The organism is uncultured Hyphomicrobium sp., from assembly GCF_902826555.1.
Taxonomy (GTDB): domain Bacteria; phylum Pseudomonadota; class Alphaproteobacteria; order Rhizobiales; family Hyphomicrobiaceae; genus Hyphomicrobium_C.
In genome coordinates, this window is the sequence record NZ_CADEFI010000009.1 from 59,217 (window position 1) to 86,184 (window position 26,968).

A 26,968-nucleotide genomic window follows, 5' to 3' on the forward strand; every position below is an offset into this window, starting at 1 on the left:
GAGTGGCGAAACGTGGAGCCGGGCTCCATCGGTTGGTTTTGGCCCGGCTCGCCGGACAGCGGCGCTAGTGCGCGCCGTGCGAATGCGCGTCGTCTCCATGCATCTCATGGCCTGCATGCGGATCCTTGGGGCCCGCTTTCGCTCCTGCGCCGGCTCCATGCAACATGCCCGGCACCGTCAGCGGACCCTGATAGCGGTTGTCGTATTCGAGCCGCTCCTTGTTGCCGTGGCTTTCGACACCGGCGCCGCCCTTCATGTCGATGTGCATCATCTCACCCATGCACATCTTGGCCGGATCCACGCACATGTTGAGGATAGCGGTGTAGAGCTGCGCATCGACGGAACCGAAATGCCGGACTGGATCACGCTGCGACGGCCTCTCGATCTCGAGATATTCCCTGCGACCGAGCGTGGCGCCCTCCGCACGCACCTTCGCTACCCAGCCGTCGAACTTCTCTTGCGAGAGCCCATGGAAGGCGAAGCGCATATGCGAAAAGCCGTGACCGCTATAGTTCGCCGAGAAGCCTTCGTACTCGCCCTCGCGGTTGATGACCGCGTGCAGCTTCGTCTCCATTCCGGTCATGGCGTAGACCTGCCCGGCGAGCGCGGGCACGTAGAACGAGTTCATGACCGACGAGGCAGTGATCTTGAACGAAATGGGCACGTCGACGGGTGCCGCCAGCTCGTTGATGGTCGCAACCCCATAGTCCGGATAGATGAAGAGCCACTTCCAATCGAGCGCCACCACCTCGACGGTCAATGGCTTGATACCGGCCGGGATGGACCGCGCAGCGTCGATGCGGTCGAGGGGCCGGTAGGGATCGAGCTTATGCGTCGAGATCCAGGTGATGGTGCCGAGCACGATGATGATGGCCAGCGGTGCCGACCAGATGACGATCTCGAGCCGCGCCGAGTGATCCCAGTCCGGCGCATAGTCGGCGCCCTTGTTCGAGGCGCGATACTTCCACGCGAAGTAGATCGTGAGCGCCATCACCGGGACGATGATGAGCAGCATGAGGATCGTCGAGATGAGGATCAGGTTCGCCTGCTGAACCGCAATGTCGCCGGACGGCTGCATGACGACCATGTCGCAGCCGCCCAGGAATGGGATCAGCAAAACGAGAGCCGCCGTGAGAAGTCGCCTGTGGCCCGTCGCGTCGTATGCCCGCATGATGCCGCCGATTGATTTGGATTTCGCCGCCTTAGGAACATCAGCCGCGGGTCGCGAAGAATGTGATTTTTCGTCACTGCGTCGTACGCGCACACGACCACCACCCCCCTCATTCCAATTGCCATCCGGAATGGTGTAGCAATGGCGGACGACGACGCCTCGATTTGTCGACGTGCTGCGTCAGGGTTATCAGAGGCGGGCAAACCGCCAGAAGGAGACGGGCAGCATGACCGGCAGCGTGAGACAGGCAGGAGCGGCGGCGGCAGGCGCGCATTCCGACAACCCGGAAGCCGCAGCCAGCAGGATTGCCGGGGCCGTCGTCTTCGCCCGCACGACGGAGTTTTTCGACTTCTTCGTCTACGGCATCGCCTCGGTGCTGGTCTTTCCGAAGGTCTTCTTCGCGGCGCCCGACCACCTGACGGGCATGCTTTACTCCTTTGCCGTCTTCTCCCTCGCCTTCGTCGCGCGACCGATTGGCACAGTGCTCTTCACCGCCCTCGACCGCGAGTTCGGCCCGACCGTGAAGCAGACGGCCGCACTGTTTCTGCTCTGCGGCTCGACGATGGCCATCAGCTTCCTGCCGGGCTACACCGAAATCGGGCTCGCCGCCCCGCTCCTTCTCGCGATTTTCCGCGGCGGCCAGGGCCTCGGACTCGGCGGCGCATGGGATGGCCTGCCGTCACTCCTGGCACTCAATGCACCTCCGCAACGGCGCGGTTGGTATTCGATGATTCCCCAGCTTGGTGCCGCCTTCGGTTTCATGCTGGCGAGCGGCCTGTTCATCGTTCTAACAACCATGCTGAACTCCGACGATTTCCTGGCTTGGGGATGGCGCTTCCCGTTCTTCGTCGCCCTCGCGCTCAACGTCGTGGCGCTGTTCGCACGCCTGCGCCTGATCCTCACGCCCGAGCTATCGACCCAATTCCGGGACAAGGAGTTGCAGCCGCAGCCCGTCTTCAAGACCTTGCGCGCCCACGGCCGCGAGGTACTGATCGGCGCCTTCATCCCACTTGCCAGCTACGCACTGTTCCACATCGTCACCATCTTCCCGCTGAGCTGGACCACGCTCTACACCACCGAGGCCGCGTCCGAGTTTCTCACCGTCGAGCTGATTGGCGCGGTCATCGGCGCCGTCTCCATTGTGCTGTCGGGTGTTCTGGCGGACCGCATCGGCAGACGCCGGCTCCTCGTCATCGGCGCCGTCGCCATCGCACTGTTCAGTTTCTTCACGGCCCCACTCATCAACGCAGGCTCGGGCGGCCGCTATGCGTTCGTGCTGATCGGCTTCGCTCTTCTCGGCTTGTCTCTCGGACAGGCCAGAGGCGCGATGGCATCACGGTTCAGCAGCACCTATCGCTACACGGCGTCGGCTCTGACGTCCGACATCGCCTGGCTGATCGGCGCCGGCTTCGCGCCGATCGTGGCCCTTGGCCTGTCGAGCCGCTTCGACCTCACGTTTGCCGGCTATTACCTGCTGTCCGGCGCCGCCTGCACGTTGCTGGCACTCGCGATCGTTCAGCGAACCGATCCACCAGAAGAGAAGCCGACCCGCTAAAATTGCATGGCAGATCGCGTCTGGGAGCAGACACGCCAGACAACCAATTGAGTCAGATCACAAAAATGCGCAGGCATGCTTTTTTAGCATACCTGCCATAACGCCGCCCGCGTTGCCGGAAAAATCGATTTCGCACATGCACAACCTTCGTTTCCCGAGGGGGTTCGTCGGATATGTGGTGCAATGGGCAAACCTGAATTCGTCGGCAAGAAATCGAAGGCCGCAGGCGGCTGGGGTGCGCTCAAAAGCTGCGGCAAGAAGCTCCTCGCGAGCGGCGCACCACTGACAGGCGCCGCCGCCATGCTGAAGGCCAATCAACCCGACGGTTTCGACTGTCCGGGCTGCGCCTGGGGCGATCCCGAGCACGGCTCCTCGTTCGAGTTCTGCGAGAACGGCGTCAAGGCCGTCGCCTGGGAAGCGACCGACAAGCGTGTCCGCCCCGACTTCTTCAACAGTCACACCGTCACCGAGCTGCGCCGCTGGACCGATTACGAGCTCGAGCGCGAAGGCCGCTTGACGCATCCCATGCGCTACGACGCTACGAGTGACACTTATCTTGAGACCACGTGGGACGCGGCCTTTACCGAGATCGGCGCCGTCCTGAATAGCCTCGACAGTCCCGATCGCGCCGAGTTCTACACCTCCGGCCGCGCCTCGAACGAGGCCGCCTACGTCTACCAGCTTTTCGTGCGGCTCTACGGCACGAACAACTTCCCCGACTGCTCCAACATGTGCCACGAGGCGAGCGGCGTCGCGCTGGAGCAGGCCATCGGCATCGGCAAGGGCACCGTCGTTCTCGAAGACTTCGAGAAGGCCGACGCCATCTTCGTCATCGGCCAGAACCCGGGCACCAATCATCCTCGCATGTTGGGTGACCTGCGGCGCGCCGCGCTCCGTGGCGCCAAGGTCGCTGTCTTCAATCCCGTGCGTGAGAAGGGCCTCGAGCGCTTCGCCGATCCGCAGGACAAGATCGAAATGCTGACCGGCGGCTCGAAGCCGATCGCCAGCGAGTATTATCAGGTGCACCTCGGCGGAGACATGGCCGCCGTACGCGGCATGGCGAAAGCCGTGTTCGCGCTCGACGAAGCCGCACGTGCCGCCGGCAATCCCTCGCTCCTCGACCACGGCTTCCTGGAGCAGCACACCTCGGGCCTGGAGCATTATCGCGCTGCCGTCGAAGCCACGAGCTGGGACGACATCGAAAGCCAGTCCGGCCTGTCGCGCGCCGAGCTCGAGCACCTGGCCGGGATCTACGTTTCGTCGGAGCGCACGATCTGCACCTGGGCCATGGGCGTCACGCAGCATCGCCATTCCGTCGCCACCATCCGCGAGATCGCCAACTTCATGTTCCTACGCGGCAACGTCGGCCGTCCCGGCACCGGCCTCTGCCCCGTGCGTGGCCATTCGAACGTGCAGGGCGATCGCACGGTCGGCATCAACGAGAAGCCATCCCGCGCCTTCCTCGATTCTCTCGAGAAGGAGTTCGGCGTCTCGATGCCGCGCCGCGCCGGCCACAACGTCATCGGCGCCATCGGCGCCATGCTTGATGGCTCAGCCCAGGCCTTCATCGGCCTCGGCGGCAACTTCGCGCGCGCCACCCCGGACAGCGCGCTCATCGCCAAGGCCCTCCGCAGCCAGAAGCTGACCGTCAACATCGCCACCAAGCTCAACCACTCGCATCTGTTGCCTGGCGAGGTGAGCTACATCCTGCCCTGCCTCGGCCGCACCGAGATCGATCGCAACGCCAAAGGCGTGGCCCAGATCGTCACCGTCGAGGATTCGATGAGCATGGTGCACGGCTCCGGAGGCATCAATCGCCCGGCCTCCCCGCAGCTGCGCTCCGAGATCGCCATCATCGCCGGCATCGCTGCGGCAACTGTCGGCTCGGATGTCGTCGACTGGGCGGCGCTATCGCAGAACTACGACCTGGTCCGCGACCTCATCGCCCGCACGATCCCAGGATTCCATGGCTACAACGAGCGCGTCCGCAAGCCGCGCGGCTTCCGCCTCTACAATGCCGTCGAGCACCGCGTGTGGCACACGCGCACGCGCAAGGCCACCTTCTCCTCCGCGCACCTTCCCCGCGAGACAGAGCACCAGCAGGCTTTGGGCGAGCACGGCCTGTTCGTGCTGCAGACCTTCCGCTCCCACGACCAGTATAATACGACGGTGTACGGCCTCGATGACCGCTATCGCGGCGTCTATGGCGAGCGGCGCATTGTGTTCGTCAATCCCGACGACCTCGCCGAGATCGGCGCCGAATCCGGCGACCGCATCGATATCGTCGGACACCATGAGGACGGCGTCGAGCGCATTGCCGAAAGCTTCCGCGTCGTCTCCTATGACCTCCCGCGCGGGTCTGTCGCCGGCTACTATCCGGAGCTGAATGTCCTTGTGCCGCTCGCGAGCGCAGGCATCGAGAGCGACACGCCGACCTCGAAATCGGTTCTTGTCACATTTCGGCTTGCAGAACAGCGCAAGGCAGCATGAGCGCGTCCCCGGCAGCCGACATCTCCGAAGATCGGATTCTCGAGACGATCGCCGCAATACGCGCATCGGCCCCGGAAATCACGCCCATCGGCGGCGGCCTCATGGCCGCTCTGCACCTCGGCATCGCCAAGGACAGCCGCACATTCTCCCGCCTGCTCGGAATTGCGCATGCGCTCGTGCTGCGCGAGATCGCCGATCTGACTGAGCGCGACCGCTTGATCAGGGTCGTTTACCGCAACAGCCGCACGCAGCGCACGGAGTTCGCCTTCACCGAGAGCGGCGAGGCGCTTGTCGAGCAGGCCACCGCGGCATAGCGCAGGGTGGTCTAAGTGGCTCGCGCGAGCCACGCCCGCCAGCCGCCATACGACGTGATCTCCGTCGCCCCCTCGAGCGCGTAAGGCTCGCAAAGAAAACCCTTCACCCGGCTTCCATCGGCGAGTTCGAGCGTGCCGATCCCGAGCGGCGGCGGAATGAGCGCGACGAACGATCCGAATCCCGCCTCGTCCATCTCCCAGATCTCGACTTCGATGCCACCCGCACCTTTGCGGTCGAACACCAGGCCCGGCTTGGCCGGAACCGTACCGGCGAGCGCATAGAAGCTGTAGCCCGGCGCCGTGCGCGTCGTGCGGACGAGCCGCGCTGCCCGCTCCTGAAGCTGCCCGTTGAGCGCCTGCCCCGTGAGGTGCGCCCCGACAACGGCCACCGCCACGCGTCCGGTCGCGCCCGCCGGCTCAACCGGCTGAGTGCCGTCGAGGCGCGCCTCGGTAGCACCGAGCTTGAGGTCGGACAATGAACGATGCAGCGCATCGCCGACGGCCGCGATCCGCCCATCCGCGAACGCGCGCCCGACGATCGTGACGCCGAACGGCAAGCCGTTGGAGCGGAATCCGACAGGCACGGCAAGCGCCGAGAGATCCATCAGATTGACGAAGTTGGTGTACGTGCCGAGGTTGGAATTGAGTTGGATCGGATCCGCAAGCATCTCCTCGATCGTGTACGTTGTCCCCGTCGTCGGCAGCAGCATCGCATCCATCTTGAGCCACTCGGCCTCGGCCGCCCGTGAAAGCTCGGCGAGCCTGTAGAACCCTTCGAACGCGCCCACCGCCGTCAGTCCTGCCGCGCTACGGATGATCTCGCCCACCACCCTATGCAGCGCCTCGGGCTTCTGTTCCGCAAACGTGCGGATGGCCGCCAGCCGCTCCGCAACCCACGGACCCTGATAGAGCAGGCGAGCCGCATCCTGGAACGGCGCGAAATCGATCTCGACGATCGTCGCCCCACCCTGCGCCAGCCGCTCGACGGCGAGGTGAAACAGCCGCTCGGCCTCGCTGTCCCCGAAAAACGACAGCGCCGTCGTTGCCGGCACGCCGATGCGAAGCCCCACCGGAGCCGCTTCGACTGCGAACGGCCGCGCCGGCGCGCGGGAATAGGCGTCCTCGGCGTCGTACGCAGCCGAGCTGGCCATGACCCGCGCCGCATCTGCGACCGTCAGCGCAAAAATCGACACCGTATCCTGCGTCCGGCACGCAGGCACGACGCCGCGCGCGCTGAGAAAGCCCTTGGTCGGCTTCAGCCCCACGATGTTGTTGAACGCCGCCGGCACGCGCCCGGAGCCCGCGGTGTCGGTGCCGAGCGCGAACGAGACCAGCCCTCCCGCGACGGCGACCGCCGATCCCGAGCTAGATCCCCCGGAGATATACGCCGGATCGAACACGCTCGCCGGAATACCGTAAGGCGACCGCGTGCCGTTGAGCCCCGTCGCGAACTGATCGAGGTTGGTCTTGCCGATGACGATCGCACCCGCCGCCTCGAGCCGCGCCACGACCGACGCGCTTCGCTGCGGTACATACGCGAAATCCGGACACGCACATGTCGTCGGCACGCCGGCGACGTCGATATTGTCCTTCACCGCAAACGGGATTCCGTGCAGCGGTCCCTTCGGCGCGCCGGCGGCCTTTGCAAACGCCTGCTCGCGCGGCACGAGCGAAATCCAGACCGGACGCTCACCCGCCGCTTCGATACGCCGGTAGACCTCGGCCACAATATCAGCAGGCGTAAACCTGCCCGCGGCATAGCCAGCCTTCAGCCCATCGATGTCGAGCGACTGCGACGCCAGGAGCGACGTCATTGCGCCGCCTCCGCGCCCTCGTCCACGATCACGACCAGAGTCTGACCGAGAGCCACAGGCCGCCCCTCCGCGCAGCGAACCTCGCTCACGATGCCACCCGAGGGGGCATGCACGCTCATCTCCATCTTCATGGACTCGACGACCACCAGAAGATCACCTTCTTTGACCCGAGCGCCCTTGCTGATCTCGACCTTCCACACCGCGCCGGGAACCGGGCTTGCGACCGCGATGGCATTGTCGGCCAGCGCATCTTCGCCACCGTCGTCCAACGGCGCGTCACTCACGACTGCCCCGGTTTGATCGCTCGCTTGCCAGCGCGACCGCTCCTCTTCGAAGGCGTTTTGCTTGTGCGCCTTGAAAGCGGCAATCTCCTCCGCATTGTCCGCCAGGAATTTTCGGTAGTCGGAGAGCCTGAACGTCGCCGGCTCGATCCTGAGCCCGACCTTGCCTTGCAGAAAGCCGTCGCGAAACGTTGCAAGTTCCTCGGCCGAGACGGGGTAGAAGCGGATCTGATCGAAGAAGCGCAACAGCCACGGCTTGTCGGCATCGAACTCCGGCGTGATCCGATACGTGTTCCACACTTGCACCGTGCGCCCGATGAACTGATAGCCGCCCGGCCCTTCCATGCCGTAGATGCAGAGGTAGGCGCCTCCGATGCCGACCGCATTTTCCGGCGTCCAGGTCCGCGCCGGATTATACTTCGTCGTCACCAGCCGGTGACGCGGATCGATCGGCGTCGCCACCGGCGCGCCGAGATAGACGTCACCGAGCCCCAGCACCAGATAGCTCGCGCCGAACGCGATACGCTTCACATCCTCGATGCTGTCGAGCCCGTTGATGCGTCGGATGAACTCGATGTTCGACGGGCACCACGGCGCATCTGAACGCACGGACTGCATGTACTTCGCGATCGCGAGCTGTGTCGCCGCGTCGTCCCAGGAGAGCGGCATGTGCACGATGCGGCTCGGCACCTCGATGTCGCCGACATCTCCCATCGCATCCTCGATGCGGAACAGCTCGCCCAGGAGCGTCGTCAGCGGCAGCGCGCGGCTGTCATAGTGTACCTGCAGCGAGCGGATGCCGGGCGTGAGATCGATGATGCCGGAAATGCCCTGCCGCTCCAGCTCGGTCATCAGCACGTGCACACGGAAGCGCAGCTCGAAGTCGAGCACGATCGGCCCGTATTCGACCAGCAGATACTTGTCGCCTGCGCGCCGGTAGACCACGCGCGGCAACGATCCCCGCTGCGGCCGCGTGCCGACGATGCAGTCGTCGGCACCCAAACGTTTGACGTCGACCAGAGGCGCCGTCGCGACCGGCGCTAGAGACGCCACCTCCTGGTCCTGCACCAGCTCGCGCGCCCGCGCCTCGAGCGGCGAGAGCTGCTGGAACTGCACCTTGTCGCCGGGCCGCAGCTGCCCAAGCTTCCACAGCTCGGCCTGCACGATCGTTACCGGACACACGAAGCCGCCGAGCGATGGACCATCCGGACCGAGGATGACCGGCATGTCCCCGGTGAAGTCGACCGCGCCGATGGCATAGGCGTTGTCGTGGATATTGCTCGGATGCAGACCTGCCTCCCCGCCATCGGCACGCGCCCACGTCGGCTTGGGTCCGATGAGACGCACGCCCGTGCGGTTCGAGTTGTAGTGAACTTCCCACTGCGCCGCGAAAAATGTCGCGATGTCATCCTCGGTGAAGAAATCCGGCGCCCCGTGCGGCCCGTAGAGAACCCCGACGTCCCACGTGCGCGTCAATTCGGGTCTGAGCGCCTCCGCCAGCGGCTCGGCCGCGCTCGCAGCGCTGCCCGGATCCGGATCTGCGACGTGCAGCACGTCGCCCGTGAGCAAGGCGCGCCCGCCGTGCCCGCCAAACTTGCCGAGCGTGAACGTCGCCATGCTGTCGAGATAGGCCGGCACATCGAAACCGCCGCGCACGGCGAGGTAGGTTCGCGCACCGGCTCCCGTCACGCTACCGAGCTTCAAGACCTCGCCGGCCATCACGGCAACCGGCTGCCAGAACGGCACCGCGCGATCGCCGATCTTGGCCGCCATCTCGGCGCCCGCGAGACAAACGACGGCATCGCAATTGAACTGCAGCGTCGGTCCGGAAAGCGTGAGTTCGAGTGCGGGCGCCCCCTCCGGATTGCCGACAAGGCGATTGGCGAGGCGGAACGAAAGATGGTCCATCGGACCGGACGGCGGGACACCGACGGCCCAGTAGCCGGTGCGGCCCGGCCAATCCTGCACTGTCGTCTGCGTGCCGGGTGAAAGCACCTCGATGGTTTGCGCGAGATAGGGAAAAGTCGCCAGCGTACGCGTCAGCATCTGCCCGTCAGCCAGAACCTCGGACGCTGCGAGCTGGCGCAGGTAGTCGAGGTTGGTCTCGAGCCCACCGATCTCCGTCGCATCGAGTGCTTCGCGCAGCCTGGCCAGCGCCTCCGGCCGCGTCTCGGCCCGGACAATGATCTTCGCCAGCATCGGATCGTAGAACGGCGACACCTCCGCCCCGCTCTCGACCCAGGTCTCGACGCGCGTATCCCTGGGCCACGCGACATGCGAAAGCAGGCCCGAGCTAGGCCGGAAGTCGCGTCCCGGATCCTCCGCATAGAGGCGCACCTGGATCGACGCACCTTTCGGCGCGACGCGCTCCTGGTCGAGCGGCAAGGTCTCGCCTGCGGCCTGCCGCACCATCCATTCGACGAGATCGAGCCCCGTCGCTTCTTCGGTCACCCCGTGCTCGACCTGGAGCCGCGTGTTGACCTCCAGGAAATAGAAGTCGTCGCTATCGCTGTCGTAGAGAAACTCCACCGTGCCGGCACTTTCGTAGGAGACGGACTTGCCGAGGTTGCGCGCCGTCTCCCAAAGCGCAGCGCGCGTCGTCGCGGAAAGCCCTGGTGCAGGCGTCTCCTCAATCACCTTCTGGTTGCGCCGCTGCGCCGAGCAGTCGCGCTCGCCGAGGGCGACAACACGGCCCTTTCCGTCGCCGAAGATCTGCACCTCGATGTGCCGCCCGCGCGCGACGTACTTTTCGAGGAACAAGCCGGGATCCTTGAAGTTGTTGCGCGCCAGTCGTCCGACGCGCTCGTAGAGCGGTTTGAGCTCCGCAGCCGACGAGACGAGTTGCAAGCCGATGCCGCCGCCGCCCGCCGTGCTCTTCAGCATCACCGGATAGCCGATGCGCGCCGCTTCCTTTTCCGCCTCGACGAGATCGCCGACCAATCCCGAGCCGGGCGCGAGAGGCACGCCGGCTGCGAGCGCCAGCTCGCGCGCGCGATGCTTGAGGCCGAACGCACGCATCTGATCCGGCTTGGGCCCGATGAAGACAATCCCCGCCTTTGCACAGGCCTCCGCAAAATCGGGGTTCTCGGACAGGAACCCGTATCCCGGGTGAATCGCTTCCGCGCCTGTCGCCCGTGCCGCGTCGAGGATCGCCTCGATCTTGAGGTAGCTCTGCGCCGCCGCAGCGGGACCGATCGCGACCGCCTCGGTCGCCTGCGCGACGTGCATCGAATGCCGGTCGGCTTCCGAGTAGACGGCGACGCTCGCAACACCCAGGCGATCAAGCGTGCGGATGATCCGGCAGGCGATGGCGCCGCGATTGGCAATAAGAACTTTCTTGAACACGGGTTATGCCCCCTCCGGCCAGATCAACACCTCGATGGGTGTGGGGTTGTAGGCATTGCAGGGATTGTTGAGCTGTGGACAGTTCGAGATGAGGACGATGACGTTCATCTCAGCGCGCATCTCCACGTACTTGCCCGGGCCCGAGACGCCATCCGCGAACGTCAGCCCGCCGTCCGGCGTCACCGGCACGTTCATGAAGAAGTTGATGTTGTGCGCGATGTCCCGCTTGGTGAGCCCGTACTGCTCGTTCTCGACCACCGCCAGCAGATAGCTGTCGCGGCACGCGTGCATGCTCTTTTTCTCGAGCGCGTAGCGCACCGTGTTGCTTTCCGCCGCGCACGCCCCGCCCAACGTATCGTGCCGCCCCACCATGTCGGCGGTGATCGTCATCAGCGGCCGGCAGAGATCCGACAACAGCGGCGATCCCGGACCGAGATAGACGTTTCCTTGTTCGCGAATGGTGTCGCATGCCGAGTACCTCTCATGAGGATCGTCCGCATTGAAGAACAGCGTATCGGCGGCCTGGTTGCCCTCCAGATCGACAATGCGCAGCGTCTCGCCGCGCTTCACCACATGCATCCAGTAGTTCCCGGCGAGCACCGTCTTGCGATAGATCGCGGCCGAGGGATCGAGCGCGCTTTCCTTGATCATGGCCACTCCCTCACGCGCAACCGCAGCCGGCGTGAAACAGCCGGTTGTTCTCGAACCCGCGCCCGTTCTCAGGCGCCGACAAGCGGCAGATATCGTCCGCCGACGCCGGCGCGCCGGCGAGAATCTCGAAGCGCACCGGCTTACGCGGATAGGCGGGGCTTGGATCGAGCGGATGCGGGCAGGTGTGCAGCAGCACCAGCGTATCCATGTCGAAGCGCAGCTCGACCGTGGCGCCGGGTTTCGCCGAGCTCGCATCGAAGGTCATGCGGCCGGCTTCGTCCGTCGTGACTTTGCTGAACCAGTTGACGTTGGCCGCGAGATCGCGCCGCCCCATGCCATACTTCGCCGCCTCGACGAGAAAGCTGTCGCGGCCGTTCTGCTGCCAGTCGTTGCGATGCGTCTGATAGGAGGCTTCACCCCAACGTGCCGCCACCATCGCCTTCGTGCTTGCCCCGCAGACGGTGTCGTGCCAGCCCGCCGTATCGGCCACGACCGAGCAGAAGATGCGCCCCATATCCGAGTAGAGGCAGTGCCCCTGCGTGAGTTTGAACGTGTGCTGGCATTTGAGGGTATCGGGCGCATTATAGCGCTCGAGCAGATTCTGGGGATTGTAGAACAGCATGCCGACATTGGCTCCGCCGTCCACGTCGACAAGACGCAAACGACGGTCGCGCCGCAACGTCATTGACCAGTGCTTCCCGCCCGGAAGAACATCGCTCGTGATCGTTTCCCTCAAAATCGCCGCTCCTCTCTGCGGGCGCAGTTCCCGCTGATCTGTCCGGGCCGTCCCGGGTGAGAAAGAAGCCGCGCGGGGCCGTCCCCGGCGGAAAGCCGTCCCATCAACCCGGTGCTTGACTGTCGTTGGCAGGCGCGAGCTTCAAATCGAGCTGCGCACCAGCACCCGCCGCACCGTTCGGAAGAGCTGCTGCCACCTTCTTCGGCCACACATCGAAATCGCGCGTCACGCTTGCGCCCGCTTTCGACAGGGCCTCCGCCACCGAAACGTCGTCGAGCGTCGCGCCATAGCGCTCCAGCTCCTCCGGCCGGTTGCGGGGCCGCTCGAACGCGATCACGCGCGTGCCGAGCCGGAACGCCTCCGAGAGATCGTGCGTCACCATCACGACCGTGAGATCGTTCTCGTTCCAGATGCGCCGGATCAGCACATGGATGTCGGCGCGGATGCCCGGATCGAGCGCCCCGAACGGTTCGTCGAGCAGCAGGATCTTGGGCTTGCGATTGAGCGCCTGCGCCAGCGCGAGGCGCTGCTGCATGCCGCCGGAAAGCGCCGCCGGATACTTGTCTTCGTGTCCCTTGAGACCGACGGCATCGAGCAGCTTGCGCGCTTCGGCTTCGGCCTCCCGCCGCCGGAACCCGAACAGCTTGCCGAGCAGGGGCGACTCCTCGAATTCGCGGCCGATGATCACGTTCTGGAGCACGGTCAAGTGCGGAAACACCGAGTAACGCTGGAACACCACGCCGCGGTCGGCCCCGGGCTCCGCCTTGAGCGGCACGCCGCCGACGAGAATTTGCCCGCGCGTCGGCTTCTCCTCGCCGAGCAGCATGCGCAGAAACGTCGTCTTGCCGCAGCCGGAGGGCCCGACCAGAGCCACGAACGAGCGCGGTGCGATCGAAAGCTCGATGCGTTCGAGCACGACATGGTCGCCGTACTCCTTCCACACCTTGTCGAAGACGATCGCCGTCATGCCGCGCGCGCTCCTGCAAACCAGGGAAAGGCCTTTTGCTGCAAAAGACGCAGCGCCAGATCCATGAGGAAGGCGAGCAGCGTGATCCAGATCACGTACGGGATGATCACATCCATCGCCAGATAGCGCCGCACGAGAAAGATCCGGTAGCCGAGCCCGGCGTCGGCGGCGATGGCCTCGGCTGCAATAAGGAAGAGCCACGCCGGACCCAGCTCGAGCCGCACGGCATCGATCAGGCGTGGCAGCATTTGCGGCAGCACGACGCGCGTGCCGATCTGCCACGTGGAAGCCCCGAGCGTCTGCGCCTTGATGATCTGCTCGCGCGGCAGGTCCTTCACACGCAACGCCACGTCGCGGACGAGCTTAAGCGCCGTGCCGATGACGATCAGCGCGATCTTCGCCGCATCTCCCAGCCCCATGATGATGAACAGGATCGGCAGCAACGCCAGCGGCGGCACCATGGAAGCGACGGCAACCACCGGGCCGAACGTCGCCCCCACGAGCGGCAAGAGCCCGATCAGGATGCCGACCACGAGGGCGATCAAGGTTGAAACGGCGAGTGCCGTCAGCAGAAGCGACAGGCTCGACAGCGTGTCGTTCCACATCAGGTAGATGCCGCTGCGCGGATCGGGCTGCAGCGCCATGTGCTTCACGGCTTCCGCCATGGCACCGAAGCCCGGTAGCAACTTGTCGTTGGGATTCTCGGCGAGACGCATCGCCGAACCCATCAGGTAGGCGACCAGCAGCGCCAAGAACGGTAAGACCGCAAGGGCAAAAGTCCAGGTTCGATCTGGCTTGATGTTGATGAGGCGCATCAGTCCCTCACGGCCTTCCCGGTAGCGTCAAAGTGACGGTAGGCTCAGAGCTTCCCGTCGGCCGCGGCCTGCATGTAGGTCGCATCGAAGCGCAGCTTCACGTTGCCCTTCTCCCCGAACACGCTCTTGTCGGGAAACTCGATGCCGATGGCACCCGCGGACTTGGCATCCTTGCCGAGAAGCGCCTTGTCGAACAGGAACGTCGAAACGAGCTCCGACTTGGCCTTGATGTCGGCTCCCGTCGTGAAGGCGATCGCATCCGCGGGCGTGGCGAACAGCTTGGTGGTCTTGAGCTGATCGTCGAAACCGGCAACATCCGTACCCGACGCCTTGGCCATGTGCTCCTTGGCAGCCTTGTCCTCGGCGAGCGCCTTCATCGTGTCGTACCAGATGCCCGCCAGCGCCTTTCCGAACTTCGGATTGTCCTTCAGCACCTCGGTGTTGGCAGCCATCAGATCGATGATCTCGCCCGGGATCGACGAGCTGTCGTAGACAAGCTTGGCGTCCGGAGACTCGAGAATTGTGGAGACGATCGGCTTCCAGGTAGCGACCGCCGTAACGTCGGGCGTCGCGTAGGCAGAGGCCATGTCGGCGTCCGACGTGTTCACGACCTTCACGTCCTTCTCGGCGAGCTTGACGCTCTCGAGCGCGCGCGCCAGCAGATAGTGCGAGACCGAGAACTCGACCAGGTTTACCGTTTGGCCTTTGATATCCTCGAGCTTGTCCTTGCCTTTGAGAATGATGGCGTCGTTGCCGTTCGAATAGTCGCCGACGATGACGGCGGTCGTGTCGACGCCGCCCGCGGCCGGGATCGACAGCGCATCCATGTTGGTCAAGGTCACCGCATCGAACGCGCCGGCCGTGTATTGATTGATGCTCTCGACATAGTCGTTGAACTGCTTGACCTCGATTGTGATGCCGTACTTGTCGGCCCACTTCTTCACGATGCCCGTGTCGGTGGCATAGCCCCACGGCATCCACCCGACATAGATCGACCAGGCGACCTTGAAGTCTTTCTTCTCGGCGGCATGCGCGGGCGAAAACGCGAGCGTGAGGCTCGCGGCCGCGGCAACGGCACCCGTGAGAAATCTGGAGACGGACCGGTTCATGAAAACACCCCTGTGCTGACCACAACATGAGTCATTCGCAAGGGGCTTCGAACGAACGGCGGGCGCACGACGCACACGAGGAGGCCTTCCGTTCGAGAGCCGAAGCTCCCTGCGGTATAGGTCTCCCGGGCTTTTATCCCGCCGTGGCTTCGCTCAAACCGCAAGGCCTGAGCGAGAGGACCTCTCTCGGACCAGCATCGCTGCATTCGCGCGGCGACCGGAACCCTAGAGGCATTATGCAGAGATATGCTGCACGAGCCGTGCCAGTCGAGAAACGCTTTGAAACAAGGGAATTTTCGCGGGGCACCGAGCAGGCTTGCCTGCATTTTCACCCGGATGCCATGTTGACGGGCAGGCACCGGCCGGCGCGCGCAGGCCGTAAAGGGCACGCCGGGACACCGGCGCAAGGAGGTGTCAGCCGGTGTTTTTCAGCATGAACGCCACGCGCGTAAAATTGCGCATGAGATCCGCCCTGACGTCCTCCGCCAGCCCGACGCGATCGATGGCGATCTCCATGCAGCGCAGCCATGCATCGCGCGCCTCGGCGTCGATCTCCACGTGAGCGTGCATCTCGCGCACGTTGGAATGACCGAACTTCTCCACGTAGAGCTTCGGCCCGCCCAGGAAACCCGACAGGAAGTTGAATTGCTCGATGCGCGAGTGCGCAACGCCGTGACCGCGGAGATGAAGGATATGAAGACGCTCGCCCGCGGGCTCGAACTCGACGATGTCGTAAAACGTCTCGACGAGTTGCCGCAGGCCGCTCTCCCCGCCCACGCGCTCATAGAGCACAGGAGCCTTTGACGCCGAAGCCGAACCGGAGTTCGCAGCCCCGCCATGACATGCCGCACCTGCAGTGTCGGACCTGCGCGTCTCCATGGTCGCCTCGGGACAATGCAATAAAGATGTATACTTGATACATCTTTAATCCAGAGTTGCCACATGGTCAATAAATATTCTCCTGGATCAACAGATCCCGCGCTCCGGTTGGCGAGTCCCCCGTGAAGCGCCTCACGATGGCGCTACGCGCGTTAACGCCGCTTAACCGACAACCGGCTCCGACTCAGCCAGGCTTGGCGCATCTCATGTCTCAACGAGGCTCCATGCGCGTCTTCTACCTGAGCGACCTGCACCTCGAATCCCAGGACTTTCCCTGGAAGCTTCAGAAAGGCGACGTTCTCATCATCGCCGGCGATCTCTGCCACGCGCGCGTGCTCGATCCATCGCGAACCGACAAATATGGCGTCAACCAGCGCAACCGCGTGATGCGCTTTCTCGACAAAGCGCGCGCGAGCTTCACGCATATCGTCCTTGTCGCAGGCAATCACGAGCACTACGACGGCGTGCTCGAGGACACGCACACGCTCCTCCGCAAGCACCTCGAAGGCATCCACGTCCTCGACGACGACTCCATCGCCATCGGCGGCGTTCACATGTTCGGAAGCACGCTGTGGTCGGACTTCGAAGGCCGCAGCGAGACCGCCATGAATGGCGTACGCAAGCGCCTCGGAGAGTACTTCTTCGTGAAAACGCGCCGCACGGACGACCAGGGCCGCGAGATGCTATCGAAATTCCAGCCCGAGGACGCGCTTCGCGCCCACGATGCGGCATGGGCCGCCTTGCTGCGCTTCGCTGGCCAGAACACCACAGGCCATAAAATCATTGTCACGCACCACGCGCCGAGCCGGTGCGGCCTCAACACTGCTCATGTTGGTAACGGGCTGGACGGCGCCTTCGCAAGCGATCTCGATGACCGGATCGCCCAATTCGAAGGCGTCCCCATCTGGATTCACGGCCACACGCACGTGCGGCACCGCTATCGCATCGGCGCAACCACCGTGCTCGTCAATTGTCGCGGCTTCGACGGCCGGGAGACGTCAGCGCGCAGCTTCTCGCCGGACACCAGCTTCGATCTATGACGGCTCCCGGCGGGATCAGACCGCCTTGTCCTCGCGGAAGCGGCCGAAGCTCTGCGGCGCACCTTCGCCGAACAGCATGACTTCGTAGATTTCGGGCTCCCCGCCTTCCATGCCTGGCGATCCGACCGGCATCCCCGGCACCGCCAGCCCTCGGCCCGCCGGCTTCTCTGCCAGCAGCCGCTTGACCGCCGCGGCGGGGACATGCCCCTCCACCACATAGCCGCCGATCTCGCCTGTATGACAAGCCGCGAGCTCCACCGGCACGCCCAAGCGCGCCTTGATCGCCTTCAGGCTCGGCGCATCGTTCACGGTCACGCTGAACCCGTTGGCTCTCAGATGCTCCACCCATTTATGGCAGCAACCGCAGCTGGGATCCCGGAACACGCTCATCTCGGGTAGCGTTTCGGCGCGCGCATGCGACACGGCGAGCAACGGAGCGGCGACCATGAAACCGACCACGCGGCGGCGATCGAAAGACATCGGCTTCGGATTCATGTCATACCTCGCTCCTCGTTGCCGGCATTATGATCCTGATCAACGCGCACTGCGCGCCAGAACGTCCATCAATTCATCGATCTTTTGAGTCTGCTCGGCTTTGTCGCCACTCGCCATCGCATGCGCGACGCAATGGGAGATGTGGTCGCGCAACACGTCTTCCTCGACGCGACGGAGCGCCGCTCTGACCGCCGCGATCTGCGTCACGATATCGATGCAATAGCGGCCCTCCTCGACCATGCGGCCGAGGCCGCGCACCTGACCTTCGATGCGCGAGAGGCGTTTGATGCGGGCGGATTTCGAATCTTTCGTCATGACTTGACGGATACCCCACCGGGGTATACATGTCAATACATACCCCCATGGGGTATTAACGCGACCAGCACGAGAGGAGCGTCGGCCATGGCCGGTCACGAGAAGCACACGGCGGACTCGTCTTGCTGTCAGAAAGGCGCAGCGGACAGCGGCCATGGCCATGCGCAAACGCACACCCACCATCGCGCCTCGGAAACGTCGAACGCCGTCAAAGACCCGGTCTGCGGCATGACGGTCGACCCGCACACCGCCAAGCACCGCGCCACCCATAACGGCAAACCCTACTATTTCTGCGCCGCACGCTGCCGTGAGAAGTTTCTGGCCGATCCGGCCGCCTATCTCGCCCCGGAGCAGGCCAAGCCCGAGACCGCGCCACCGCCGGGCACCATTTACACCTGCCCGATGCATCCCGAGATTCGTCAGGTCGGACCGGGCTCTTGCCCGATCTGCGGCATGGCGCTCGAGCCCGAGGTCGCAACCGCCGACGCTGCACCCAATCCCGAGCTGGCCGATATGACGCGCAGGCTCTGGATCGCAGCCGCCCTCACGCTCCCCGTGTTTGCGCTTGAGATGGGCGGCCACCTCACCGGCCTCAATCACTGGCTCGGCGGACAGGCCTCGAACAGCATCCAGCTTGTCCTCGCGACGCCCGTTGTCCTGTGGGCCGGCTGGCCCTTCTTCGAGCGCGGGTGGGCGTCGATCAAGACGCGGAACCTCAACATGTTCACGCTCATCGCCATGGGCACCGGCGTGGCGTGGATCTATAGCGTCGCGGGCACGCTCTGGCCCGACCTCTTCCCCGCGGCCATGCGGAACGCGCATGATAGTTCGGTCCCCGTCTATTTCGAGGCTGCCGCCGTCATCACGGTGCTTGTTCTCGTCGGACAGGTTCTGGAGCTGCGCGCCCGCGACCAGACCAGCGGCGCCATACGCGCCCTCCTCAATCTTGCCCCGAAGAAGGCACGGCGCGTTCGTGCCGACGGCACCGACGAGGACGTCGATCTCGACCAGATTTCGGCCGGCGAACGCCTGCGCGTCCGGCCCGGCGAGAACGTGCCGGTCGACGGCGCAATTCTGGAAGGCCGCAGCACCATCGATGAATCGCTGGTGACCGGCGAGTCGATGCCCGTGACCAAGTCTGCCGGCGACGCCGTCATCGGCGGCACGACCAACCAATTCGGCGCCTTCGTCATGCGCGCCGACAAAGTCGGCCGCGATACCGTTCTCGCCCGCATCGTGCAGATGGTCGCCGACGCGCAGCGCAGCCGCGCACCCATCCAGCGCCTCGTCGATCAGGTCTCCGCCTGGTTCGTGCCCACTGTCATCGCTGTGGCCGTGCTTGCCTTTGCGGCGTGGTGGATCTGGGGACCGGAGCCTCGCCTCGCTTACGCTCTCGTGGCGGCCGTTTCCGTCCTCATCATCGCTTGTCCGTGCGCACTCGGTCTCGCCACGCCCATGTCCATCATGGTCGGCGTCGGTCGCGGAGCAAAATCCGGCGTGTTGATCAGGAACGCCGAAGCACTGGAGCACATGGAGAAGATCGACACGCTGCTCGTCGACAAGACGGGCACGCTGACGGAAGGCAAGCCGCGCGTGGTCGCAATCCGCCCTGCGAGCGGCATCGACGAGACCGAACTCCTCCGCCTCGCGGCCAGCATCGAGCGCGGCAGCGAGCATCCGCTGGCCGCCGCCATCGTCGCGGAAGCGAACGCGCGCACTCTCCAGCTCTCCGAGCCGCAAGGCTTCGAGTCACCTGTCGGCAAAGGCGTCCTTGGTTCGATCGATGGCAAACGTCTCGTTATCGGCAATCGCCACATCATAGCGGACGCGGGCATCGACATCGCCGCCGTCGAACCCGCCGCCGACGCACTGCGCAACGATGGCGCCACGGCCATCTTCGTTGCAGTCGACAGCCGAGCCGCGGGCGTCATCGCCATCGCCGATCCGATCAAGCCGACGACACCCGCCGCCATCGCCGCGCTGAAGAAGTCCGGCATTCGCATCGTCATGCTGACTGGCGATCAGCGCACCACCGCGCGCGCCGTAGCAGCCAGGCTCGGCATCGATGACGTCGAAGCCGAGGTGCTGCCCGAGGACAAAAGCCGCATCGTCACGCGCTTCAAAAGCCAGGGCCGCACCGTCGCCATGGCCGGTGACGGCATCAACGATGCCCCGGCCCTCGCCGCCGCCGACGTCGGCATCGCCATGGGAACCGGAACCGACGTGGCCATGGAAAGCGCGGGCGTCACGCTGCTCAAGGGTGATCTCACCGGCATCGCCCGCGCTCGCGCCTTGTCGGTCGCGACCATGGCCAACATCCGCCAGAACCTGTTCTTCGCGTTCGTCTACAACGCTGCCGGCATCCCCATCGCCGCAGGTGTGCTCTACCCGGTCTTCGGGCTTCTGCTTTCGCCCATGATCGCCGCCGCGGCCATGTCGCTCTCATCCGTCAGCGTCGTCGCCAACGCGCTGCGTCTCAACCGCGTCGAAATCTGATCGAAACCCGGAGGTCGCCCGCCGGGTTTCGAGGACATTGATGGTGTCCTGGAGCTAGTACTGCTTCGGACACCAGGATTCGCCGGAGGACTTGCACGACACGGGGAAGGCCTTCGCCATCTTCTCAGCGGCGGCCCACTCGTCCTCATCGACGCCGTTGTTCACGTCCGCGTCCATCGCCGTGAAGGTCGGCGCCGGATCGAGCTTAAGCTTCGACACGTTGGCCTCGTACTCGGTACGGCTGATCCGGCCGTTTCCATCGGTGTCGAGTGTCGAGAAACTCCCCGCCCAATCGGCCATCGCAACCGAGGGAAGCAAGGCAACTGCCGTGGCAATCAAAAGGCGTTTCATCGTGTCTTCTCCCTAATGAATATCGGTGCCCGTTTTGGGCTTTCACGCCGCAGAACCTCGTCCGCGACCTGCCGATTGAGCGCGAGGACACGGCACTTCGACAAGGTCAGAGCTGGCAAAGATCCGCCGGACAACTTGCAGGATCGCCAGCGATGAAGCGGCAACGATCGGCGCGCTTTTCGACCATATGCTCCGGGAAGCCGCGTGGTGATTGGGTAACGGCCCACAAAGAAAAGCGTGAGAGATGAGGCGGGCGAGGCGGCCAATCGCGCCCCTAGGCTTGCGCCCCTCGGCAGCACGGCCTAAGTCGCAGAAAGCAATAAGCGCAACTGCACCGCAACAGCGGCCGCAGCGAAGGAGCCGGACGATGATGACGAAACTCGTGCTCGCCTCTGCAATCGGCGCTGTGGCGCTGCTGTCGGCCCCCCTCGATGCGAACGCCGGCCGGAAGAAGCCGACGAGGCAAGAGGCGCCGGCCGTCGCTCACGACTGCAAATCCTACAACGGCCCGTCCGGCTACGAAGGCAACCCGTGGTGCGACGGCGGCTGGAAGTACGCCGAGGATTGGGCACCGGGCACCGGGGGCTATCTCGACGCGTTCGACCTGCCTCAGGTCCAACGCCTGCGTCGCCGATTCGAATAACCGCCGCTGTTCCGGTCGAGAGATCGCCGCCGCCCGCATGGGCGGCGGCTTTTCTTTTACGCCTCAGGTTCGGCGGCGACTTTCGCTGGCGAGGCCACGCACACGCCGTCCGGCCTGCCGCAGCTCGTCCTCGAGCACCACGCGGCCTTCGAGCCTCGGATCGCCGACGTCGAGTTCGATCACCAGTTCGCCGCGTCCGGTGATGCGAGAGGAGAACGCCAGGTGATGCCCGCCGAAGCGGATCTGCTGGTGCGCCACCTCGAGTTGCCGATGGTCTTGCAGCATGGCCCTGAGCGCCAGCACCGCGGCGCGCTCGGCCTTACGGCCGAGCCGTTCGGCAACCGCATGCGACGTGAGAACGTGGAAGGGAAGAAAGGCGCGGTAGGTCATCGGGATCTCCTTCTGAGACACACCAACGCGCGTGCGTAATTGCACGGGCGGGCGGGGCTCTTTCGAAGGAGATGTCGCTATCTGCGCATGGCGGACATGTACGCCCACGGACGACACCCGTCAAGCGACGGAATACGCCCGCGTTCCGCGTTGGCATGACATGCCACAGGCCGGAGCGCCGGCAAAAACGAAGGAACGCCACATCGCCGTCACGGTTTTGAAGTGACTGCCGTTCACACGCCGAGATTGGAGTGACGATGAAGAAACTGAGACTGATAGGTGCGTTTGCCGGTTTGACTCTGATGAGCATAACCGCGGCTCATGCCGCCCCCGGCTTTTCGACCGCCAACGTCAACGTGAGAACAGGTCCCGACACGGACTTCCCGAGCGTCGGCGTCATTCCCGAGGGCGACGAGGTGGAGATCACCGGCTGCCTGCGCGATGAATCCTGGTGCGATGTGATCTGGGCCGGCAATCGCGGCTGGGTCTACAGCGAATATCTCGCCTTCGAGCAGCGCGGCGAGTACGTGCGCCTGCCGGATGTCGGACCTGCTGTTTTCCGCATCCCGTTTGTGACGTTCACAGCCCGCGATTACTGGGATCGCCACTATGTCGGCCGTCCTTGGTACAGCGATCGCGGACGCTGGTATTCCTACAAGGTCCGCCCTCGTCCCGGCTGGCGCGCCCCGCCTCCGGGCGCGCGCAGAGCGGGCTGGTGGCGGTCCGGCTATCATGCTCCGCAGGGCATGGCCCTGCCCCCCGATCGCTGGCGGCGCATGGAACGACGCCACGAGAGACGCGAGGATCGGCGGGACTGGCGTGAGGAACGTCGGGACGACCGCCGCGAATGGCGCCAAGACCGCCGCTGAGGGAACTCGTTCCTGGAGTAAAAAAGCCCCCGGCAATCTGCTGGGGGCTTTGTCGTTCCGGAAACGCAACGCACGTTACAGCATCACGCCGGTGCGCCTTCGCTGAACTGCGCATTGAGGCTGGCATAGAGCTGGTTCATATCGAACACCGCTCCTTCGAGATACGCAAGCCCGTTCGCATCGTCCCACACGCCGCCGCCGTCCTCGTGCACCCACACGTAGTGTCCCGCCGCGTGCCGGATCCGATAATTGATATTCCAGTTCTTTCGCTGCTGGAGACCGACGACGACAGCCGTGTCGACCGCCTCGGAGTCGTCCGGATGAATGAGGGACGCAAATGAGCGCGCCCGGTTGCCGAGCACCTCGTTGGCGTCGAAGCCGAAGCACCGCTCGAAGCCCGAGGTCAGCTCGAGCATCGTGAATTCCTTGTCGGCTCTGCACCGGTAGAGAAATCCGTTCATCCGCCCAAGAACGCTATCGAGAAATGGAGCTTCGACGCCCGGTGATAAGCTCATGCGCATACTCTCTATGTGATGAGATGGGACAGTCCGAGGCGAACTTAAAACACCAACTCACCGCTCCCCGTCAATGCGACCGAGCATCTGACGCTGCCGCGCGCGGGCATGGTGCAGCCGCACAAAAAACAGGCGAAGCAACGCACAATGAAGGATTCCCTGGACCTGCGTCGCGAGCCTTCGTACCAATTTGGCGAAACCCCACGGGTTCCGCATCGACGCGGGAAAAAATCCGATGAAGCACACGCTCGCAGTGATTGCAGCACTCCTTTTCACTCCGCCTGCAGCGGCGCAGGAAACGATCGCGTTGGCCATCGAAGGCTGGCAGCAGGAGTCCCGCTCGGATGGCATCGTCTATTATCGCTGCGCCAGCGACATTTGCGCTGCCGGCTCGGTCGTGAGCTACAAGGAACAGCCGCACCGCACCACGATCACGCTCAAGGACTTCGAGAACCACCATCGCGGACTGGCCGAGCACAACAAAGGCTCGGGCCACGTCCGCGACGCGCGCATAACCGCACCCGCCGAGCGCACGGTCGACGGCGTTCACGTGTTTCAGGTCAACCGCGAGGTGGATTGGGACGACGGCACGACCACCTTCACCATCGAGGCCCGCTTGATCGGAAGCGACAGGAGTTTTTCCCTGGTAAGCGACTCCCCCAAGCGCGAATGGACCGCCAACAACTTCGAAGGCTTCCTCCGTTCCCTGGTTGTCGTCGCAAGCCTCAAGCGTCCTTAGTCCGTCTGTGAAGACTGATACTCAGGAGCGAGGCGGCTTCCCGCCCGGGCGCTCCGCATCCCACACCGCCAGCTTCGGCTGCGCATCACCCGATGTGAGTTGCCAGAACGCCGTAAGCCGGCCGGCGTCGTGATACTCTTCCAGACGCGAGATGAGACCAGCCTTGTAGGAGATGACCTGCCGGTACTTGCCCTCGAGCACCACCGGAGTCCCGCGCCGCTCGAGGCGGTAGTGAGCTTTGGTTCTCCCGCGCACGCCGTCGAAGTCGAACGAAAGAATGTGGGAAATGCAGTGCGTCGTCCGCAGAACCGCGGCCAGCGTCTCCCCAAACGCGGCCTTGCCCTTGATCTCGACCGGCCCTCCGGACGGGTCGCCGGCATTGCACCAATACTCCATGTCGTCGGCGTACTGGGCGAGCAGCCATTCGAGATCGCCCCGCCTCCATGCCTCATGCGAGCCCTCGATAAGCTCGCGTGCTCGCGTACGGGTCAGCATTTGCTTCCGTGAATAACCAACAATACACGACAGGAGTATCGAGCGATCTCCGCAGGCACAAGAAAAACTGAACCTGCCCGCCTCCGTCCATCCTCAGATTTGAGGCGCTCCCGCCTCGATCGCGGCCTCCTCGAGATAGGTAACAAAGCGCTGAAAGGCGTCGATGTAGGCTTCGTCGAGAAACTCGTCGATACGGGAGAGCAGCCCGTCCCTCACGCGCACGCGGAACCTCACGCGCACGTCCAGTCTCTCGCCGGTCTTTCGATGCCTGTGATATCCAAGAACGGTCGCGCGGATTTCCTCGCCGTCGCAGACGAGGTTTTCAATGATGAAAGCGTTGACGACGAACGTTCGATCGATCAGCGCCAGCCGTGCGGTGACATCGGCCTTTCCGGCGGCACTCGACACCCAAGGGATTTCGAGCTTGTCGACATTGACGTTGTGAACGATGTCATCGGCCAGTAGCGCGATGACGCCGTCGAAATTCCCCTCGCTCCAGTAGCGCACGGCGAGGCGGAACACCGCGATGTCGTCATCCTTCGACACTGGCTCTCTCCAACACCCGACCAATACCTGGTCAACGGATGGCGCGGAGATTTCACCCCGCAGATTGCGCCAATGCTCGAGACGGAGACGGCCCGCCCTCAGTTCTCGTCCATCTTGAGCGCGGCGATGAAGGCTTCCTGCGGGATCTCGACCTTGCCGAACTCGCGCATCTTCTTCTTACCCGCTTTCTGCTTGTCGAGAAGCTTGCGCTTGCGCGTGATATCGCCGCCGTAGCATTTGGCAATCACGTCCTTGCGGAGCGCGCTGATGGTTTCGCGTGCGATCACCTTGCCGCCGATGGCCGCCTGGATTGGAATTTTGAACAGGTGCGGGCGGATCAGCTCCTTGAGCTTCTCGCACATGGCGCGGCCTCGGCTCTCGGCTCGCGTCCGGTGCACGATCATGGACAGCGCATCGACAGGCTCGTCGTTCACGAGGATAGAGAGCTTCACGAGCTCGTTCTCCTCGTAGCCCTTGATGTGATAATCGAACGACGCATAGCCGCGCGAGACCGACTTCAGCCGGTCGTAGAAGTCGAACACCACCTCGTTGAGGGGCAGCTCGTAGATCAGCATGGCGCGCGTGCCCACGTAGGTGAGCTGCTTCTGGCGGCCCCGGCGATCCTGGCAAAGCTTCAGCACGGCCCCGAGATATTCGTCCGGCACCAGGATCGTCGCCTCGATCCAAGGCTCCTCGATGTGATCGATCCGCACCGTATCCGGCATATCGGCCGGGTTGTGCAGCTCGATCGTCGATCCGTCGGTCATGTGCAGGTGATAGATGACCGACGGCGCCGTCGTGATGAGGTCGAGATTGAACTCGCGCTCGAGCCGCTCGGTGATGATTTCGAGATGCAAGAGGCCGAGGAAACCGCAACGGAAACCGAAGCCCAGCGCGGCCGACGTCTCGGTCTCGAACGAGAAGCTCGCGTCGTTCAGGCGCAAGCGCCCCATGGCATCGCGGAGATCCTCGAAGTCCGCCGCGTCGACCGGGAACAATCCGCAGAAAACAACCGGCTGCGCCGGTTTGAAGCCCGGAAGCGGATCCGGTGTCGGATTTTTCTCGTCGGTCACGGTATCGCCGACGCGCGTATCGGCCACTTCCTTGATCGCCGCCGTGAAGAAGCCAACCTCGCCCGGCCCCAATTCCGGGAGCATTTCCTGCTTGGGCCGGAAAATACCGATGCGCTCCACCTGATAATGGCCGCCCGTCGCCATCATCTGCACCTTCTGGCCGCGCTTCAACGTGCCGTCGATGACACGCACCAGCACCACGACCCCCAGATAGGCATCGTACCAGCTGTCGACGAGCATGGCCTTGAGCGGCTTGTCCGGATCGCCCTTGGGCGCCGGCAACCGCTCCACGATCGCCGCCAGAACGGCTTCCACGTTGAGACCCGTCTTCGCCGAGACGCCGATCGCCTCAGAAGCGTCGATGCCGATCACGTCCTCGATCTGCTGCTTCACCCGGTCTTCGTCAGCCGAGGGCAGATCGACCTTGTTCAGCACCGGAAGGATCTCGAGATTGTTGTCGAGCGCCTGATACACGTTGGCCAGCGTCTGCGCCTCGACACCTTGGCTGGCGTCGACGACCAGGATGGCCCCCTCGCACGCCGCCAGCGAGCGCGACACCTCGTAGGCGAAATCCACGTGCCCCGGCGTGTCCATCAGATTGAGCTGATAGGTTTTTCCGTCGCTATGCTTGTAGTCGAGGCGCACCGTCTGCGCCTTGATGGTAATGCCCCGCTCGCGCTCGATGTCCATCGAATCGAGGATCTGCTCCTTCATCTCGCGGTTCGAGACGTTGCCGCAGATCTGGATCAGCCGGTCCGACAGCGTGGACTTGCCGTGATCGATGTGCGCGATGATGGAGAAATTGCGGATCAATGAGGGTTCGGTCATGCGCGCGTGCTTATCACCTCGCTCGGCAGGGCAAAAGAGCGTTCGG

General features: G+C 64.2%; 25 protein-coding genes and 1 riboswitch. Of the genes, 8 read left to right on the forward strand and 17 right to left on the reverse strand.

Annotated elements, in window-relative coordinates; all coding sequences use genetic code 11:
• Window positions 1–64 precede the first annotated feature (64 nt).
• A complete protein-coding gene (cyoA, locus tag QZV93_RS06365; protein ID WP_295556918.1) occupies window positions 65–1,171 on the reverse strand; it encodes a ubiquinol oxidase subunit II in 1,107 nt (368 codons plus the stop codon).
• A 226-nt stretch (window positions 1,172–1,397) separates the two neighbouring features.
• On the opposite strand from cyoA, the gene QZV93_RS06370 reads away from it, so the two are divergent.
• From QZV93_RS06370 to QZV93_RS06380, 3 genes are all read left to right on the forward strand, one after another.
• Window positions 1,398–2,726, forward strand: a complete 1,329-nt coding sequence (locus QZV93_RS06370; RefSeq protein WP_295556920.1) for an MFS transporter — start codon at window positions 1,398–1,400, stop codon at window positions 2,724–2,726.
• A gap of 183 nt (window positions 2,727–2,909) precedes the next feature.
• Window positions 2,910–5,216 (forward strand): FdhF/YdeP family oxidoreductase, encoded by a 2,307-nt coding sequence (locus QZV93_RS06375; RefSeq protein ID WP_295556921.1) that lies wholly within the window; start codon window positions 2,910–2,912, stop codon window positions 5,214–5,216.
• A complete protein-coding gene (locus QZV93_RS06380) occupies window positions 5,213–5,530 on the forward strand; it encodes a hypothetical protein (protein ID WP_295556922.1) in 318 nt (105 codons plus the stop codon). The genes QZV93_RS06375 and QZV93_RS06380 overlap by 4 nt, the downstream gene beginning before the upstream one ends.
• An 11-nt stretch (window positions 5,531–5,541) precedes the next feature.
• Here QZV93_RS06380 and atzF read toward each other — a convergent pair whose 3' ends face one another.
• The 8 genes from atzF to QZV93_RS06420 form a co-directional block, all read right to left on the reverse strand.
• On the reverse strand, window positions 5,542–7,344 hold the full coding sequence (gene atzF, locus QZV93_RS06385; protein WP_295556924.1) for an allophanate hydrolase: 1,803 nt from the start codon (window positions 7,342–7,344) through the stop codon (window positions 5,542–5,544).
• Window positions 7,341–10,970 carry an urea carboxylase gene (gene uca / locus QZV93_RS06390; protein WP_295556926.1) on the reverse strand — a complete coding sequence of 1,210 codons (3,630 nt, stop codon included), beginning with the start codon at window positions 10,968–10,970 and terminating at the stop codon, window positions 7,341–7,343. The genes atzF and uca overlap by 4 nt, the downstream gene beginning before the upstream one ends.
• Window positions 10,971–10,973: 3 nt before the next feature.
• Window positions 10,974–11,621, reverse strand: a complete 648-nt coding sequence (locus QZV93_RS06395; protein WP_295556928.1) for an urea amidolyase associated protein UAAP2 — start codon at window positions 11,619–11,621, stop codon at window positions 10,974–10,976.
• Between the two features lie 10 nt (window positions 11,622–11,631).
• On the reverse strand, window positions 11,632–12,357 hold the full coding sequence (locus QZV93_RS06400; RefSeq protein WP_295556929.1) for an urea amidolyase associated protein UAAP1: 726 nt from the start codon (window positions 12,355–12,357) through the stop codon (window positions 11,632–11,634).
• 103 nt (window positions 12,358–12,460) lie between these two features.
• Complete coding sequence (locus QZV93_RS06405) at window positions 12,461–13,324, reverse strand: ABC transporter ATP-binding protein (protein WP_295556932.1); 864 nt, start codon at window positions 13,322–13,324, stop codon at window positions 12,461–12,463.
• Complete coding sequence (locus QZV93_RS06410) at window positions 13,321–14,139, reverse strand: ABC transporter permease subunit (RefSeq protein WP_295556933.1); 819 nt, start codon at window positions 14,137–14,139, stop codon at window positions 13,321–13,323. The genes QZV93_RS06405 and QZV93_RS06410 overlap by 4 nt, the downstream gene beginning before the upstream one ends.
• Window positions 14,140–14,183: 44 nt before the next feature.
• Window positions 14,184–15,248 (reverse strand): putative urea ABC transporter substrate-binding protein, encoded by a 1,065-nt coding sequence (locus QZV93_RS06415; protein ID WP_295556935.1) that lies wholly within the window; start codon window positions 15,246–15,248, stop codon window positions 14,184–14,186.
• Between the two features lie 120 nt (window positions 15,249–15,368).
• A riboswitch (guanidine-I (ykkC/yxkD leader) is annotated at window positions 15,369–15,488 on the reverse strand.
• Between the two features lie 174 nt (window positions 15,489–15,662).
• Complete coding sequence (locus QZV93_RS06420; protein ID WP_295556937.1) at window positions 15,663–16,127, reverse strand: group II truncated hemoglobin; 465 nt, start codon at window positions 16,125–16,127, stop codon at window positions 15,663–15,665.
• Window positions 16,128–16,351: 224 nt separating this feature from the next.
• Between QZV93_RS06420 and QZV93_RS06425 the strand changes: the two genes are divergently transcribed.
• The gene (locus QZV93_RS06425; protein ID WP_295556938.1) at window positions 16,352–17,167 is read left to right on the forward strand and encodes a metallophosphoesterase; all 816 of its coding nucleotides are present in this window, start codon (window positions 16,352–16,354) and stop codon (window positions 17,165–17,167) included.
• Window positions 17,168–17,182: 15 nt separating this feature from the next.
• Here the strand turns inward: QZV93_RS06425 and QZV93_RS06430 are convergent, their stop codons facing one another.
• Window positions 17,183–17,614, reverse strand: coding sequence for a DUF411 domain-containing protein (locus tag QZV93_RS06430; RefSeq protein ID WP_295556970.1), 432 nt, complete (start codon window positions 17,612–17,614; stop codon window positions 17,183–17,185).
• 87 nt (window positions 17,615–17,701) lie between these two features.
• Complete coding sequence (locus tag QZV93_RS06435) at window positions 17,702–17,977, reverse strand: metal-sensitive transcriptional regulator (protein ID WP_295556940.1); 276 nt, start codon at window positions 17,975–17,977, stop codon at window positions 17,702–17,704.
• A gap of 87 nt (window positions 17,978–18,064) precedes the next feature.
• Here QZV93_RS06435 and QZV93_RS06440 point away from each other — a divergent pair, with 87 nt between their 5' ends.
• Entirely contained in the window at window positions 18,065–20,473 is a 2,409-nt protein-coding gene (locus tag QZV93_RS06440) for a heavy metal translocating P-type ATPase (protein ID WP_295556941.1), read from the forward strand.
• 54 nt (window positions 20,474–20,527) lie between these two features.
• Here the strand turns inward: QZV93_RS06440 and QZV93_RS06445 are convergent, their stop codons facing one another.
• On the reverse strand, window positions 20,528–20,824 hold the full coding sequence (locus QZV93_RS06445; protein WP_295556942.1) for a hypothetical protein: 297 nt from the start codon (window positions 20,822–20,824) through the stop codon (window positions 20,528–20,530).
• Between the two features lie 367 nt (window positions 20,825–21,191).
• Here QZV93_RS06445 and QZV93_RS06450 point away from each other — a divergent pair, with 367 nt between their 5' ends.
• Complete coding sequence (locus QZV93_RS06450; protein ID WP_295556944.1) at window positions 21,192–21,467, forward strand: hypothetical protein; 276 nt, start codon at window positions 21,192–21,194, stop codon at window positions 21,465–21,467.
• Window positions 21,468–21,530: 63 nt separating this feature from the next.
• Here the strand turns inward: QZV93_RS06450 and QZV93_RS06455 are convergent, their stop codons facing one another.
• Window positions 21,531–21,857 (reverse strand): hypothetical protein, encoded by a 327-nt coding sequence (locus tag QZV93_RS06455; protein ID WP_295556946.1) that lies wholly within the window; start codon window positions 21,855–21,857, stop codon window positions 21,531–21,533.
• Between the two features lie 257 nt (window positions 21,858–22,114).
• Here QZV93_RS06455 and QZV93_RS06460 point away from each other — a divergent pair, with 257 nt between their 5' ends.
• The gene (locus QZV93_RS06460; protein WP_295556947.1) at window positions 22,115–22,726 is read left to right on the forward strand and encodes an SH3 domain-containing protein; all 612 of its coding nucleotides are present in this window, start codon (window positions 22,115–22,117) and stop codon (window positions 22,724–22,726) included.
• 83 nt (window positions 22,727–22,809) lie between these two features.
• Here QZV93_RS06460 and QZV93_RS06465 read toward each other — a convergent pair whose 3' ends face one another.
• Window positions 22,810–23,241, reverse strand: a complete 432-nt coding sequence (locus QZV93_RS06465) for a PAS domain-containing protein (protein WP_295556949.1) — start codon at window positions 23,239–23,241, stop codon at window positions 22,810–22,812.
• Between the two features lie 235 nt (window positions 23,242–23,476).
• Here QZV93_RS06465 and QZV93_RS06470 point away from each other — a divergent pair, with 235 nt between their 5' ends.
• Window positions 23,477–23,980 carry a hypothetical protein gene (locus QZV93_RS06470; protein WP_295556951.1) on the forward strand — a complete coding sequence of 168 codons (504 nt, stop codon included), beginning with the start codon at window positions 23,477–23,479 and terminating at the stop codon, window positions 23,978–23,980.
• Between the two features lie 21 nt (window positions 23,981–24,001).
• Here QZV93_RS06470 and QZV93_RS06475 read toward each other — a convergent pair whose 3' ends face one another.
• The 3 genes from QZV93_RS06475 to lepA form a co-directional block, all read right to left on the reverse strand.
• Window positions 24,002–24,475 (reverse strand): nuclear transport factor 2 family protein, encoded by a 474-nt coding sequence (locus QZV93_RS06475; protein ID WP_295556953.1) that lies wholly within the window; start codon window positions 24,473–24,475, stop codon window positions 24,002–24,004.
• Between the two features lie 93 nt (window positions 24,476–24,568).
• Window positions 24,569–25,021, reverse strand: coding sequence for a nuclear transport factor 2 family protein (locus QZV93_RS06480; protein WP_295556955.1), 453 nt, complete (start codon window positions 25,019–25,021; stop codon window positions 24,569–24,571).
• Between the two features lie 98 nt (window positions 25,022–25,119).
• Window positions 25,120–26,922 carry a translation elongation factor 4 gene (gene lepA / locus QZV93_RS06485; RefSeq protein ID WP_295556956.1) on the reverse strand — a complete coding sequence of 601 codons (1,803 nt, stop codon included), beginning with the start codon at window positions 26,920–26,922 and terminating at the stop codon, window positions 25,120–25,122.
• Between the last annotated feature and the right edge of the window lie 46 nt (window positions 26,923–26,968).